The 16,009-nt window shown below is 73.6% G+C and carries 1 protein-coding gene; it reads left to right on the forward strand.

Going from position 1 to position 16,009, the window contains the following annotated elements:
- Nucleotide 1: 1 nt before the first annotated feature.
- A complete protein-coding gene (locus tag amrb99_RS20375; RefSeq protein WP_190858210.1) occupies nucleotides 2-16,006 on the forward strand; it encodes a non-ribosomal peptide synthase/polyketide synthase in 16,005 nt (5,334 codons plus the stop codon).
- The last annotated feature ends 3 nt before the right edge of the window (nucleotides 16,007-16,009 follow it).

The following is a 16,009-nucleotide window of genomic DNA, read 5'->3' on the forward strand; positions in this document are numbered from 1 at the left end:
CATGGCGGCAGTTTCTCGAGGCCGTGCCATCGAGGACATCTACCCGCTGACCGGCCTGCAGCACGGGATGCTGCTGCATTCGCAGTTGTCGGACGACGGCGGAATGTACTGGACGCAGACCGGGCTGCTGCTGGAAGGAGAGCTGGACGCCGGGCTCCTGCGGCAGGCGTGGGAGGCGGCGTTCGCGCGGCATCCGGTGCTGCGGTCGGGCGTGGTGTGGGAGCGGGTGGCGGCCCCCGTGGCGGTCGTGTCCCGGCATGTCGATCTGCCCTGGCAGGTGGTGGACCTGTCGGAACGGGACGGCGAAGCGCAGGCCCGGGCGGTCGAGGAGTTCCTGGCCGAGGACCGCGTGCGCGGCGCCGACTTCGGCGCGCCCTCGCTGGTCCGGGTGGCGTTGCTGGTCCTCGGCCCGCAGCGTCACCAGCTGGTCGTGAGCATGCACCACCTGGTGATGGACGGGTGGAGCCGGCCGATCGTGCTGGGAGACGTCCTGCAGGCGTACCGCGCGCTCGCGGCGGGGGCCGCCGTGCCGGACGGTCCGCCCCGGAGGCCGTTCCGCGACTTCGTCGCATGGCTGGCCGGCCAGGATCCGGAAGCGGCGGCGGCGTTCTGGCGGCAGCGGCTGGCGGGCGTGCGGGAGACCACGGCGCTGGGCGTGGAAGGAGCGACCGGGAAGGACGGGCAGGGAGAGCGGCATGTGCGGCTCGGTCCCGACGTGCTGCGGGAGCTCGACGCCACCGCACGCCGCTGGCGGGTCACCGTCAACACGGTCATGCAGGGGGCGTGGGCCGTCCTGATTAGCGTGTACGGGAGCACGGACGACGTCGTGTTCGGAGTGACGTCGTCGGGGCGCGGAGACCAGGTCGACGGGATGGAGTCGATGGTCGGGCTCCTGATCAACACGACTCCGGCACGGGTCCGGGTGGCGCGGGGCGAACCGGTCGACGCATGGCTGCGGACGCTGCAGGAGGAGCAGGCGCGGGCACGCGAGTTCGAGCACACGCCGCTGCCGGAGATCCAGGCGTGCTGCGGCATCCCGGCCGGCCGGCCGCTGTTCTCGACGTTGTTCGCCTTCGAGGACTACCCCGTCGACGCGCTCCGCCAGGGACAGGACGATGTCCAGGACGAGGGCCTGCGCACACAGTGGAACCTCTTCTGGCAACGGAACGAACAGGGGCTCGTCGCTTCCGCCGGAACCGCGCGAGCCTCCGCGATGACCCTGGAGTACGACCGCGCGCGTTTCGACGACGACGCCGTCGAGCGGATGGCCGGGCATCTGCGCGTCCTGCTCGAAGCGATGGCCCACGACACGGGCCACAAGGTCGGAGAGCTGCCGCTGCTGACCCAGGCGGAGCGGCGGCAGGTGCTGCACGCGTGGAACGGGACCGGGCCGACCGCCCCGGTGACGGGCGGCGTCCACGAACTGATCAGCGAGCGCGCGCGACGGTACCCGGACGCGGTGGCCGTCACCGCCGGGGACACGTCGCTGACCTATGCCGGGCTCGGCGACCGGGCCGACCGGCTCGCACGGGTGCTCGCGCAGCGCGGCATCGGCCCGGGAAGTCTCGTGGCGGTGATGATCGGGCGTTCCGCCGACCTGGTCGTGGCGCTGCTGGCGATCCTGAAGGCGGGGGCGGCGTACCTTCCCGTCGACCCGGACTACCCGGCCGAGCGGATCCGCTACCTGCTCGGCGACGCCGCCCCGGACCTGGTCCTCTCGGCCGGTGAACTCGCCGACCGGGTGCCCGACGGAGCCGCACCCGCCCTGGTCCTCGATGATGCGCGGGTCCAGGCGTCGGCAGCCGGTCCCGCGGGTCCGGGTGAGGCGTCGCCTCGCTCGACGCGGCCGGAGGACCCGGCGTATGTGATCTACACGTCCGGCTCCACCGGGCGCCCGAAGGGCGTCGTCGTCGAGCACCGGAACGTGGTCCGGCTGCTCGCCGCGACGGACGCGTGGTTCGGGTTCGGGCCGCAGGACGTGTGGACCTTCTTCCACTCCTACGCCTTCGACTTCTCGGTATGGGAGATCTGGGGCTCGCTGCTCACCGGCGGCCGGCTGGTCGTCGTCCCCTACCTGGTCGCCCGGTCGCCCGGCACGTTCCGGTCGCTGCTCGCCGCCGAACGGGTGACCGTCCTGAACCAGACACCCTCGGCGTTCTACCAGCTCATGGGCCCGTGGGACGACGGCGGCGGGCTCGCCGTCCGGTACGTGATCTTCGGAGGCGAGGCGCTGGACGGCGCCCGGGCCGCCCGCTGGCTGCGGGCCGCCCCGGACCGCCCGGAACTGGTCAACATGTACGGCATCACCGAAACGACGGTGCACGTCACCAGGCACGTCGTCGACGGGACGTCCGACGGCGCGTCGAGCGTCATCGGCGAGCCCATCCCGGACCTGCGGGTGTTCGTCCTGGACGGCTCGCTGCGGCTCGTTCCGGCCGGGGTCGCGGGCGAACTGTACGTGTCGGGCGCGGGGCTGGCGCGGGGCTACCTGAACCGGGCGGCCCTGACGGCCGAGCGGTTCGTGGCCGGCCCCTTCGGCGGCCCCGGCGAGCGGATGTACCGGACCGGAGACCTGGTCCGGTGGCGGCCCGACGGGCGGTTGGAATTCGTCGGCCGGGCCGACGACCAGATCAAGGTCCGCGGCTTCCGGGTGGAACCCGGAGAGGTCGAGGCCGCCCTGGCGGCTCACCCCGCGGTCGGCGCGGCGGTCGTGGCGACGGCCGGAGACCAGGACGAGGCGCGGCTGGCGGCCTGGCTGGTGCCGGCCGGGGCGGGAACCGCGACGCCGGACGCGGGCGAACTGCGGGCCTTCCTCACGGCCCGGCTGCCGGAGTTCATGGTCCCCTCGGTGTTCACTTGGCTGCCGTCGTTGCCGCTGACGCCCAGCGGCAAGGTCGACCGGGCGGCGCTGCCCGCCCCGGCCGCGGAAAGGCCGAACCTGGGCGCGTCCATCGCCCCCGCCACTCCGGCCGAGGAACTGCTCGCGGGGATCTGGTCCGAGGTTCTCGGCGTGGACCGCGTCGGCGCCGGCGACGGATTCTTCGAACTGGGCGGCCACTCCCTGCTGGCGACGCGGGTCATCTCCCGGATCCGCGCCGTGTTCGGGGTGGAGATCCCGCTGTCGCTGCTGTTCGACCGGCCGACCGTCCGCAGCCTGGCCAGGTCGATCGGCGAGGTCGCGTCCGGCACCGTGCTGCCACCGGTGACGAACGGGACCAGGGACGCGCCCCTGCCGCTCTCGTTCGCCCAGCAGCGGCTGTGGTTCCTCGACCAGATGGAGCCCGGCTCCAGCGAGTACAACCTCGCGCTGCCGGTACGGCTGCCGGGAACGCTGGACGTGGCGGCGCTGGGAGCGGCGCTGTCGGCGCTGGTCGAGCGGCATGAGGTGCTGCGGACGCGGCTGGTGGCGGGCGAGGACGGGGTGCCGTTCCAGGTGATCGACCCGGCGTCGCCGTTCCCTCTGCCCGTGGCCGACGTCTCCGGTGCGGCGGACCCCGTGGCGGCGGCCGGTGCGTTGGTGGTGGCGGACGCGGCGGAGCCGTTCGACCTGGCGGCCGGGCCGCTGGTGCGGGGATGTCTGGCGAGGCTCGCTGGCGACGACCACGTGCTGGTGCTGGCTGTGCATCACATCGTCTTCGATGAATGGTCGGCGGGGATTTTCCGGCGTGAGCTGGCGGCGCTGTATGAGGCGTTCCGGCGTGGTGAAGCGGATCCGTTGCCGGCGTTGCCGGTGCAGTATGCGGATTTCGCGGTGTGGCAGCGTCAATGGCTGACCGGCGAGGTGCTGGAAGGGCAGTTGGCGTACTGGCGCGAGCAGCTGGCGGACGTCCCGGTGCTGGACCTGCCGACTGACCGGCCGCGGCCGCCGGTGCGGTCCACCACGGGCTCGTTCGAGGCTTTCACCTTCCCCGCGACGGTGGCCGACGGTCTGCGTGGGGTGGCGCGCGAGGGCGGCGCGAGCATGTTCATGACGGTGCTGTCGGCGTTCATGGTGCTGCTGGGGCGGTATGCGGGCCAGGACGATGTGGTGGTGGGGACGCCGGTGGCGAACCGGGATCGGGCCGAGACCGAGGGTCTGATCGGGTTCTTTGTGAACACGTTGGTGATGCGGGCGGATCTGTCGGGTGATCCGTCGTTCGGTGGGTTGCTGCGGCAGGTGCGGCAGGTGGCGTTGGCGGCGTACGCGAACCAGGATCTGCCGTTCGAGCAGCTGGTGGACGAGCTGGTCACTGAACGGGACCAGTCCCGCACCCCCCTCTTCCAGGTGGTCGTCGGCTACACGGCCGGCGAGACCGTCGCCGACGAGAGCATGATGCGCTGGGCCGGCGAGACGGGCGGATTGCCGGTGCGGACCGACGTGGTGGTAACGGTCGGCGAAGGGCCCGGCGGCGACTTGGTGGCGGGGGTCCAGTACAGCACTGCCCTTTTCGACGCCGAAACCGTGGCGCGATTGATGGGCCATTTAGGGGTGCTGCTGGAGGGCATTGCCGAAGATGGCGGCGGACGCCGCCTGTCGGAATTGCCGATGGTGTCCCTGGAAGAGCGCGAGGAGTTACTGGGCTGGGGCGTCGGCGCGGAGAGCGGTGCGGCCGGTGACATCGACGGCGTGGCGGATCTGGTCCTAGGCCATGCCGGAGCGCAGGCCGATGCGGTGGCGGTGGTGGTCGGGGACGTAAGCGTGACTTACGAGCGGCTGGTGAGGCGTGCGGAGCGGTTAGCGGGCTATTTGCAGGGGCTGGGTGTCGGTGCGGGGTCGGTGGTGGGTCTGTGTGTGCCGCGCGGTGTGGAGATGGTGGTTGGCGTACTGGGGGTGTGGTTGGCGGGTGCGGCGTATGTGCCGTTGGACCCGGGGTATCCGGCGGATCGGCTGGGTTTCATGCTCGCCGACAGTGGTGCCGGTGTTGTGGTGGGGACGGCGGAGTCGGTGGCTGTGCTCGGGACGGTGTCGTCTGGTCTGGAGCGGGTGGTCTTGGACGACCCGGCGACGGCGGCGGCTCTTTCGTCTGCACCGGCGGTGCGTGACGCTGCGGCTGGTGAGGGCCTGGCGTATGTGATGTACACGTCGGGGTCCACGGGTCGGCCGAAGGGTGTGCTGGTCGGCCACGGCGGTGTCGCGAATCTGGTGGCGGGTCAGGGTCCGGTGTTCGGAATCACTCCGGGTGTGGTGGTGGCGGGGTTCGCCTCGTTCAGCTTCGACGCGGCGGTGTCGGAGGTGTGGGTGACGCTCGGGCACGGTGGGCGTCTGGTGATTGTGGATGAACCCGAGCGGGTGGACACCGCGCGGTTGGGGCGGCTCTTGGCTGCGGCGGGTGTGGGTGTGGTGACGTTGCCGCCGTCGGTGGCGCGTGTGGTCGATCCGGCGGAGTTCGCGGGTTTGGCGACGTTGGTGTTGGCGGGCGAGCGGGTCGATGAGCAGGTGGTGGCCCGGTGGGCCGAGCAGTGCGTGGTGGTGAACGCCTACGGACCGACCGAAGCATCAGTGTGCGCGACCGCCAGGCCGGTGGATCCGACCGCGAGTGTGGTGCCGATCGGCACACCGCTACCGGGCGTGCGGGTGCACGTGCTGGACGAGCGCTTGAGTCCGGTGCCGATGGGTGTGGCGGGTGAGTTGTTCATCGGTGGTGCGGGGTTGGCGTGGGGTTATGCGGGGCGTGCGGCGCTGACCGCCGAGCGGTTCGTCGCCGATCCGCTGGCGGGTGACGGGTCGCGGTTGTACCGCTCGGGCGACCGGGCACGGTGGCGTCCGGACGGCGTGCTGGAGTTCCTCGGCCGGATCGATGAGCAGGTCAAGCTGCGCGGGTTCCGGATCGAGCCCGGTGAGGTCGAGGCCGTACTGACCGCCCACCCCGACATCAGCGCCGCCGCAGTAGCCGTCACCGAAGGCCAAGGGGATCCGCGCTTGGCAGCGTGGCTGGTCCCCGCCGACCCGGACGCCGGCATTCCCACGTCCGCCGCGCTCCGTGAATTCGCCGGGACCCAGCTGCCCGAATTCATGGTCCCCGCCCACTTCACCGAGATCGCCCGGTTCCCGCTGACCCGCAGCGGAAAGCTGGACCGCGCGGCGCTGCCCGCGCCGGACGCGGCCCCGTCCGGATCCGATGGCCACAGCTCGCCGCGCGGCGAGCTGGAAGAACTTCTGGCGGGGATCTGGGAGCAGGTGCTCGGCGTCAGCCCGATCAGCGCCACCGACAGCCTCTTCGAACTGGGCGGGAACTCGCTCCTGCTCGTCCAGATCATCACCCGCGTGCGCGAGGTGTTCGGCGTCGACATCAAGGTCGCCGCCATTTTCGAGCAGCCCACCATCCGCCGGTTCGCCGCCGTCATCGAGGAGACCACCACCGGGACGGCGGTCCCGCCGGTGGTCCCGGTGCCGCGCGATCAGCGGCTTCCGCTGTCCTTCGGCCAGCAGCGGCTCTGGTTCGCCGACCAGCTCGAACCCGGGTCGGTCGAGTACAACGTGCCGATGCCGCTGCGGTTGCCGGCGGCGGTGGACGCCGCTGCGCTGCAAGCGGCGCTGTCGGCGGTGACGCGGCGGCACGAAGTGCTGCGCACCAGGCTGCTCGCCGGCCAGGACGGCGTCCCGTACCAGGTCATCGACCCACCGGCCCCCTTCCCGCTGCCCGTCGTCGACGTGTCCGGCGCGGCACACCCGAGGCGGGCGGTCGAGGCGCTGGTGGCCGCGGACGTGGCGGCCCCCTTCGACCTGGCGGCCGGACGGCCGATCCGTGCCTGCCTGATCCGGCTGGCACCCGATGACCACGTGCTCGTGCTGACGGCGCACCACGTCGTCAACGACGAGTGGTCCTGGCGGATCCTGCGCCGCGAGCTGTCGGCGCTGTACGACGCGGCCGCGGCCGGCGCGCCGGACCCGCTGCCGCCGCTCCCGGTGCAGTACGCCGACTTCGCCGCCTGGCAGCGGCGGTGGCTGGCGGGGGAGGTGCTCGACGGGCTGCACGAGTACTGGGGACGGCAGCTCGCCGGCGTCCCGGTGCTCGAGCTGCCCACCGACCGTCCGCGCCCTCCGGTCCGCGCCGCGGCGGCGGGTGCGGTGGTCGAGTTCCGCGTCCCGGCGAGCACCGCCGGACGGTTGCGCGAGCTGGCCGCGGCGAACGACGCCACCATGTTCATGACGTTGTTCGCGGTCGTCACCGTGCTGCTGAGCCGCTACACCGGCCAGGACGACGTGGCGGCGGGGACGCCCGTGGCGAACCGGAGCCGGGCCGAGACCGAGGACCTGATCGGCTTCTTCGTCAACGACATCGTGCTGCGCGTGGACGTGTCGGGCGACCCGGCCTTCACCGAGCTCCTGGGACGGGTCCGGCGGGTGGCCCTGGAGGCGTACGCGCATCAGGAGCTGCCCTTCGACCAGCTGGTGACGGCGCTGGTGACCGATCGGGACAGGTCCCGCACCCCGCTCTTCCAGGCGCTGTTCAACTACTTCGCCGCCGGCCGCGACCAGGACGGGAACGGCGACGGCCCGGGCGGGCGCACCGCCTTCTCGCCCGACGACGTCCAGGCCGGCACCGTCGCCCGGTACGACCTGCGGCTCATGTTCGCCGACGACGATGACGGCCTGATCGCCGGCCTGGAGTACAGCACGGCTCTGTTCGAGCCCGCCACGATCCAGCGGATGGCCGGGCACCTGGAGACGCTGCTGGGCGCCTTGGCCGCCGATGAGGACGTCCACCTCTCCCGCCTGCCGATGCTTCCCGCGCCCGAGCGGGAGCAACTGCTGGACGAATGGAACGACACCGGGGCGGCCGTCCCCGAACCGGCCGTCCACGAGCTCGTCTCGGCGCAGGCGGCGAGGAATCCCGATGCCACGGCGGTCGTCTGCGAAGACCTCACGCTCAGCTACGGGCATCTGGAGGAGCGGGCGAACCGGCTGGCGCACTACCTGCGCGGCCTGGGGGCGGCGGCGGAGACCGTCGTCGGGCTGTGCCTGGACCGCACACCGGACCTGGTGGTGGCGATCCTGGCGGTCCTGAAGGCGGGCGCCACCTACCTGCCGCTGGATCCCGCCTACCCGCCGGAGCGGCTGGCGTTCATGCTCGCCGACAGCCGCTCGGCCATCCTGCTCGGCACGGCCGGGATCGTGGACGACCTCCCGGTGGGACGGGTCCGGGCCGTCGCGCTCGACGACCCGGCGGTGCGGACCGCGCTGGCGGCGATGCCGGCGTCGCCCGTACCGGAGGCCGACGGCCGGCCGGAGGACCTGGCGTACGTGATCTACACGTCCGGGTCGACGGGCTGGCCGAAGGGCACGATGGTCGAGCACCGCTCGCTGGCCAACTACGTCGCGTGGTTCAACCGGCGGTTCTCGATCACGTCCGCCGACCGCGTGCTCGTCTCGTCGTCGCCGAGCTTCGACGCGTTCGGCATCGAGCTGTACCCGGCGCTGGCCGCCGGCGGGTCGCTGGTCGTCATGCCGCCGTCCGTCACGTCCGCCGACACCGGCCGGCTGCTCGGCGTGGCCGCCCGGGGAGCGGCGACGCTGCTCGCCCTCGTCCCGACCGTGCTGAAGATGATCGCCGGGCATCCGGAGCTGGCCCGGTGCACGGCGGTGCGGCAGGTGGTCTGCGGCGGCGAGCAGCTGCTCGGCGAGGTCGTGGCCGAGTTCGCGGACCGGCTTCCCGTCCCGGTGCACAACGTGTACGGGCCGACCGAGGCCACCATCGACGTCACCTCGTACACCCAGCCGTGGGAGGACCGCGCGCAGGGCCGGCTCCCGATCGGGCGGCCGGTCGACAACACCCGCCTGTACGTGCTGGCGGCGGACGGCGCCCTCGCGCCGATCGGCGTCCCCGGGGAGTTGCACATCGGCGGCGCCGGGCTGGCGCGGGGCTACTACGGCAGGCCGGCGCTGACCGCGGAGCGGTTCGTGGCGGACCCGTTCCGCGCGGACGGCTCGCGGGTGTACCGCAGCGGCGACAAGGTGCGGTGGCTGGCGGGCGGCGTCATCGAGTTCCTCGGCCGGGCCGATGACCAGGTCAAGCTCCGCGGAGTGCGGATCGAGCTGGAGGAGATCGAAGCGGCGCTCAAGGACCACTACTCGATCCGCGATGCCGTTCTCCTGGTCCGCGAGGACGTGCCGGGAGACCGGCGGCTCACCGCCTACGTGGTGCCCGATGACCCGGACGAGGACCTGCCGTCGACCGGTGACCTGCGGGGATACCTCCGCCAGCGGCTGCCGGAGTTCATGATCCCCGCCGTCTTCGTGCCGCTGCCCGCCGTGCCGCTCACCCCGAACGGCAAGGTGGACCGGGCGGCGCTGCCCGCGCCCGCGGCGGACCGGTCCGGTCTCGGCGCTCCGCAGGAGCCGCGCACGGAGACCGAGCGGCTGCTGGCGGAGGTCTGGGCCCGGGTGCTCGGCACCGGCACGGTCGGGATCGCGGACGACTTCTTCGAGCTGGGCGGGCACTCGCTGCTGGCGATCCAGGTGATCTCGCGGGTGCGGGAGGTGTTCGGAGCGGACCTGCCGGTCGCCGCGCTGTTCGATCACCCGACCGTGGCGGAGCTGGCCGAGGCGCTCGAGCGGACCGCCGCCGGCGCGGCGGCGCCGCCGGTCGTGCCGGTGGGCCGGGAGCGGCGGATACCGCTCTCGTTCGGTCAGCAGCGGCTGTGGTTCCTCGACCAGATGGAGCCGGGGTCCGTCGAGTACGTGGTCGCGATGCCCGTCCGGCTGGGCGGGGACCTGGACGTGGCGGCGCTCGGCGCGGCGCTGTCGGCGCTCGCCGCGCGGCACGAGGTGCTGCGGACGCGGCTGGTGGCCGGTGACGACGGCGTGCCCTGCCAGGTGATCGACCCGCCGGCCCGGCTCCCGCTGCCGGTGGCCGACGTGTCCGGCGCGACGGACCCGTTCCGCGCGGCGAGAACGCTGCTGGCCGCGGTGGCGATGGAGCCGTTCGACCTGGCGGCCGGGCCGCTGCTGCGGACCTGCCTCATCCGGCAGGCTCCCGGCGAGCACGTCCTGGCCGTGTCGGCGCACCATGCGGTCTTCGACGAGTGGTCGGGGCCGGTGCTGCGGCGCGAGCTGGCCGCGCTGTACGAGGCGTTCCGGCGGGGTGAGCCGGATCCGCTGCCGGCGTTGCCGGTGCAGTACGCGGATTTCGCGGTGTGGCAGCGGCGCTGGCTGACCGGCGAGGTGCTGGAAGAGCAACTGGCCTACTGGCGGGAGCAGTTGGCCGACGCTCCGGTGCTGGACCTGCCGACCGACCGCCCCCGTCCACCGGTGCGGTCGACCGCCGGGGACACGGTGGAGGTCACCGTTCCGCCCGAGGTCGCCGACGGTCTGCGCGCGGTGGCGCGGGACGCCGGCGCGACGATGTTCATGACGGTGCTGTCGGCGTACATGGTCCTGCTGGGGCGGTACACCGGTCAGGACGACATCGTGGTGGGGACTCCGGTCGCGAACCGGGATCGGGCCGAGACCGAGGGTCTGATCGGGTTCTTCGTGAACACGCTGGTGATGCGCGCGGACCTGTCCGGCGACCCGACCTTCGCCGAGTTGCTGGAGCAGGTCAGGGGTACCGCTCTGGACGCCTACGCCCACCAGGACCTGCCGTTCGAGCAACTCGTCGACGAGCTGGTCACCGAACGGGACCGCTCCCGCACCCCGCTGTTCCAGGTGCTGCTCAACTACACCGCGACAGCGGCGGAACCAGCCCCGGGCCAGCGGAACGACGGCGCCGCCCCGGACGTGACGGCCAAGTTCGACCTGCGGCTGATCCTCGCCGAACGAGCCGGCGGTGGCCTCACCGGCGAGCTCCACTACAGCACCGCCCTGTTCGACGCGGCGACGGCGGAGCGGATGACCGGGCACCTGGGAACGCTGCTCGCGGCGATCTCGGCCGACGCGGGACGGCCGGTGTCGCGGCTGCCGCTGCTGACCCGGACGGAGCACGCCGAGCTGGTCGCCGGGCAGGACGCCGCCCCGGCCGCCCCGGCCGACGCGTCTGCCGCGTCCGCGGCGGGCGGGCTGGCCGAGCTGATCGCGGCCCGCGCGGCGGAACGTCCCGACGCGGTCGCGGTGGCCGGCGCCACGGAGTGCCTGACCTACGGGGCCCTGCTGGCCCGGGCGAGGCGGCTCGCCGCGTACCTCCGGCTGCAAGGAGCGGGCCCGGAGGTCGTCGTCGGAGTCTGCCTGGACCCCGGGCCGGACCTGGCGGTGGCCATCCTCGCGGTGTGGCTGGCCGGCGGCGCGTACCTGCCGCTCGACGGCGGCCATCCCGTCCAGCGGCTCGCGTTCATGCTGGCCGACAGCCGGGCCAGCATGCTGCTGGGGACCACCGACACGGCCGCGGACCTGCCCGCCGGGCGGCTGCGGGTCGTCCTGATGGACGACCCCGCCCTCAACGGGCCATGGACGCTGGAGCCGGTCCGTCCGGCACCGCCGAGCCGGCTCGCCTACGTCATGTACACCTCGGGGTCGACGGGAACGCCGAAGGGCGTCCAGGTCACCCAGAGCGGCCTGGTGGCCTACGTCGCCGCGGTCGCGGACCGCGCCGGGCTGGGCGGCGCCGGCCTGCGGTACGGGCTGGTGCAGCCCGTCGCCACCGACTTCGGCAACACCATGCTGTTCACCGGCCTGGCGACCGGGGGAACGGTGCAGATGCTGCCGCAGGCGGACGCCACCGACGCCGGCGGGTTCGCCCGCTGGTCGGCCGAGCGCGGCATCGACCATCTCAAGATCGTGCCCTCGCACCTGGCCGCGCTGGCCGGCGCGGACGAGCCCGGCCGGCTGCTGCCCCGCGGCGTGCTCATGCTCGGCGGCGAGGCGACGCCCGCACCGCTGGCGCGGCGGATACTGGCCGCCGCCGACGGGTGCGCGGTGGTGAACCACTACGGTCCGACCGAGACCACCATCGGCGTCGTCGCCGCCCGGCTGCGGCCGGAGCAGCTCGAACGCGGCGGGATCCCGCTGGGCTCCCCCCTCGGCGGGACCCGGGCCTACGTCCTGGACAAGCACCTCAACCCCGTTCCCGCCGGGGTGAGCGGCGAGCTGTACATCGGCGGAGCGCAGGTCGCCCGCGGTTACGGCGGGCGTCCCGCGCTGACCGCGGAGCGCTTCGTCGCCGACCCGTTCGGCGCGGACGGCGAGCGGCTGTACCGGACCGGGGACCTGGTCCGGCGGCGGGCCGATCACCTGCTGGAGTTCCTCGGCCGGACCGACGACCAGGTCAAGGTGCGCGGGTTCCGGATCGAGCTGGGCGAGGTGCAGGCGGCGCTGGCCGCGCATCCGGCGGTCGCGGCCGTGGCGGTGACGGTCACCGGGGAGGACGCGGACCGGCGCGTGGCCGCCTGGCTGGTGCCGGCCGACGCCGCCGCCGGCGTCCCGGCGGTGGGCGAGCTGCGCGCGTACCTGGCCGAGCGATTGCCGGAGTTCATGGTGCCGTCGGTGTTCACCGAGCTGGCGGCGCTGCCGCTGTCGCCGAACGGGAAGCTGGACCGGTCGGCGCTGCCGGAGCCGGAGGCGTCGCGGCCGGCCGGACGCGAGTTCGTCGCGGCGTCGTCGCCGGTGCAGCAGCTGCTCGCGGAGATGTGGGCGGCGGTGCTCGGGGTGGAGCGGGTCGGCGCCGATGACAACTTCTTCGAGCTGGGCGGCCATTCGCTGCTGGCGACGCAGGTCGTCTCGCGGGTGCGGGAGGTGTTCGGGGCGGAGGTGCCGGTGGCGGCCCTGTTCGACCGCCCGACGGTGGCCGGGCTCGCGGATGCCCTTGAGGGCGCCGACCGCGTCGCCGTCCCCGCCGTGGTCCCGGTGCCGCGGGACGGGCGGCTGCCGCTGTCGTTCGCGCAGCAGCGGCTGTGGTTCCTGGGGCAGCTGGAGCCGGGGCTGGCCGAGTACAACGCGCCGATGCCGATGGGCCTGGCCGGTGAGCTGGACGTGGCGGCGCTCGGGGCGGCACTGTCGGCGATCACCCGGCGGCATGAGGTGCTGCGGACGCGCCTGGTGGCGGACGCGGACGGGGTGCCGTTCCAGGTGATCGACCCGCCGTCGCCGATCCGGCTGCCCGTCGCCGACGTCTCCGGTGCGGCGGACCCGCGGCAGGCCCTCCGCGCGCTGGTGGCCGCCGACGCGGTCGCGCCGTTCGACCTGGCCGCCGGGCCGGTGATCCGGGCCTGCCTGGTCCGGGTCACCGCCCAGGACCACGTGCTGGTCCTGGCCCTGCACCACGTGGTCAGCGACGAGTGGTCCGCGCTGATCCTCCGCAGCGAACTGGAGGCGCTGTACGCGGCTCTCCGGCGCGGTGAGCCGGACCCGCTGCCACCGCTGCCGGTGCAGTACGCGGACTTCGCGGTCTGGCAGCGGACCCGGCTGTCCGGGCAGGCGCTGGAATCCCAGCTCGCCTACTGGCGGGAGCGGCTGGCCGGGCTGCCCGTCCTGGAACTGCCCGCCGACCGGCCCCGTCCGCCGGTGCGCTCCTCGGCCGGGGACGTGGTCCGCTTCACCGTTCCGGCGCAGGTCGCCGCCGGACTGCGGGCGGTAGCCCGGCAGGGCGGAGCGACGATGTTCATGACCGCGCTGGCCGCGTTCGCGGTACTGCTGGGCCGGTACGCCGGCCAGGACGACGTCGTGGTCGGAACGCCGGTGGCCAACCGGAACCGGGCGGAGACCGAGGCGCTCATCGGCTTCTTCGTGAACACACTGGTGATGCGGGCGGACCTGGCCGGGGATCCGTCCTTCGCCGACGTGCTCGGCCGGGTCCGGACGGCGGCGCTGCAGGCGTACGCGCACCAGGACCTGCCGTTCGAGCGGCTGGTCGACGAACTCGCCCCCGAGCGCGACCGGTCCAGGACCCCGCTGTTCCAGGTGCTGTTCAACTACGAGGACGAGACCGGCCGCGAGGCGCCGCACCCGGACGGCGGCCTCATCCGCGGCCCGCGCGAGAGCACCGACGCGCTCGGGGTCGGCGTCATCGCCAGGGCAGACCTGAGGCTGGTCCTGGTCGAGCGGGACGACGGCCTGACCGGGCTGATGGAGTACGGCACGGCGCTCTTCGACCGCGCCACGATCCAGCGGATGGCGGCGCACCTCGAAGTGCTTCTGGCCGCGGTGGCCACGGGCCCGGACACCCGGGTGTCGGAGCTGCCACTGATGACCGCGGCGGAACGAGAGCGGCTCCTCTCCAACGGAACCGGCGCCGCGCCGGCGGCACCGGCCACCGGCGGCGTCGCCGAACTGACCGCCGCGCGCGCCGCGGCGACCCCGGACGCGGTGGCCGTGACCGCGGGCGGCACGTGCCTGTCGTACGGTGCGCTGATCGCGCGCGCGGCCCGGCTGGCGCACTACCTGCGCCGGGCGGGCGTCGGACGGGGATCGGTGGTCGCGCTGAGCCTCGGCCGGGACGCGGACGCGTTCGCGGCGGTCACCGGGGTGTGGATGGCGGGCGCCGCCTGGGTGTCGCTCGACCCGGACTATCCCCCGGACCGGCTGGCCTTCATGCTGAAGGACAGCCGGGCCGGCGTGCTGGTCGCGACGGCCGCGACCGCCGGGGACATGCCCGCCGGCCGGCTGCGGGTGATCACGCTCGACGACCCGGTGGAGCGGGCGGCGATCGCGGAGATGCCGGCCGAGCCGCCCGCCGTCCCGGTGAGCGGCGACGACCTGGCGTACCTGGTGTACACGTCGGGTTCCACGGGACGGCCCAAGGGCGTCCTCGTCCGGCACGAGGGCGCGGCGAACCTGGCGGCCGGGCTCGGCCCGGAACTCGGCGCCGCCCCCGGCGTCCGGGTGCTGCACTTCGCCTCGTTCGGCTTCGACGGCTCGGTCCTCGAACTGGCGACGGTGCCCGCGGCCGGAGGGACGCTCGTGGTGGCCGATGCGCGGGAGCGGACGGCCCCGGACGCGCTGGCGGCCCTGCTGCGGGCCGAGGGAGTGGCGGTGGCGGTGCTGCCGGTGTCGCTGCTCTCGCTGCTGGCGCCGGAGCAGGTGCCGGGCCTGCGGACGCTGGTCGGAGCGGGCGACCGGTTCGACGCCGCCGTCGCGGCGAGATGGCAGGTCCCCGGGTTGCGGGTGCTCAACGGGTACGGGCCGACGGAGGCGACGGTCATGTGCTGCACCGGCCCGGCGTCCGGGCCGAACGGCCCGCGCGGGGTGCCGATCGGCGTGCCGGCGCCGGGCGTCCGGGTGCACGTGCTGGACGCGAGCCTGGGCATGGTCCCGGAGGGCGTGGCCGGTGAGCTGTTCATCGGAGGCGCCGGAGTGGCGCGCGGGTACCAGCGCCGCGCGGCGCTCACCGCGGAGCGGTTCGTCGCGGACCCGTTCGCCGGTGACGGATCGCGGCTCTACCGGACCGGGGACGTGGTCCGGTGGCGCGGCGACGGCCGGCTCGAATTCGTGGGCCGCGTGGACGAGCAGGTGAAGGTGCGCGGGTTCCGGGTGGAACCGGGCGAGGTCGAAGCGGTCCTCGCCGCGCATCCGGACGTGGGCGCCGCGGTGGTGGCGACGACCGGGGAGCAGGCGGAGGCCCGGCTGGCCGCCTGGCTGGTGCCCGCCGATCCCGGCGCGGGCATCCCCGCGGCCGGGGAACTGCGGGAGTACGCGTCCGGGCGGCTGCCGGAGTTCATGGTCCCGGCGACCTTCACCGAGATCACCGAACTGCCGCTGACCGTCAACGGGAAGATCGACTTCGCCGCGCTGCCGGACGAGGCCACCGACCGCCCGGACGTGGGCGGGTTCGTGGCGCCCGTCACCGAGACCGAGCAGGCGCTCGCGGCGATCTGGGCCGACGTCCTGAAGCTGGACCAGGTGGGGATCGAGGACAACTTCTTCGAGCTCGGCGGCCACTCGCTGCTCGGCACGCAGGTGATGTTCAAGATACGCGGGCTCTTCGGCGTGGAGATCCCCATCTCGGCCCTGTTCGACCATCCCACGGTGCGCGACCTCGCCCTGGTGATCGAGGAGCGGATCGTGGCGGAAGTAGAGCAGATGTCGGAGAGCGAAGTGCTGCACGCACTCGACAGCCACCCGCGAAACGCGGACCCCGACGAGGGCGGTGCCTTCTGATGA

The sequence above is a fragment of the Actinomadura sp. RB99 genome (assembly GCF_014706005.1).
Lineage (GTDB): Bacteria > Actinomycetota > Actinomycetes > Streptosporangiales > Streptosporangiaceae > Spirillospora.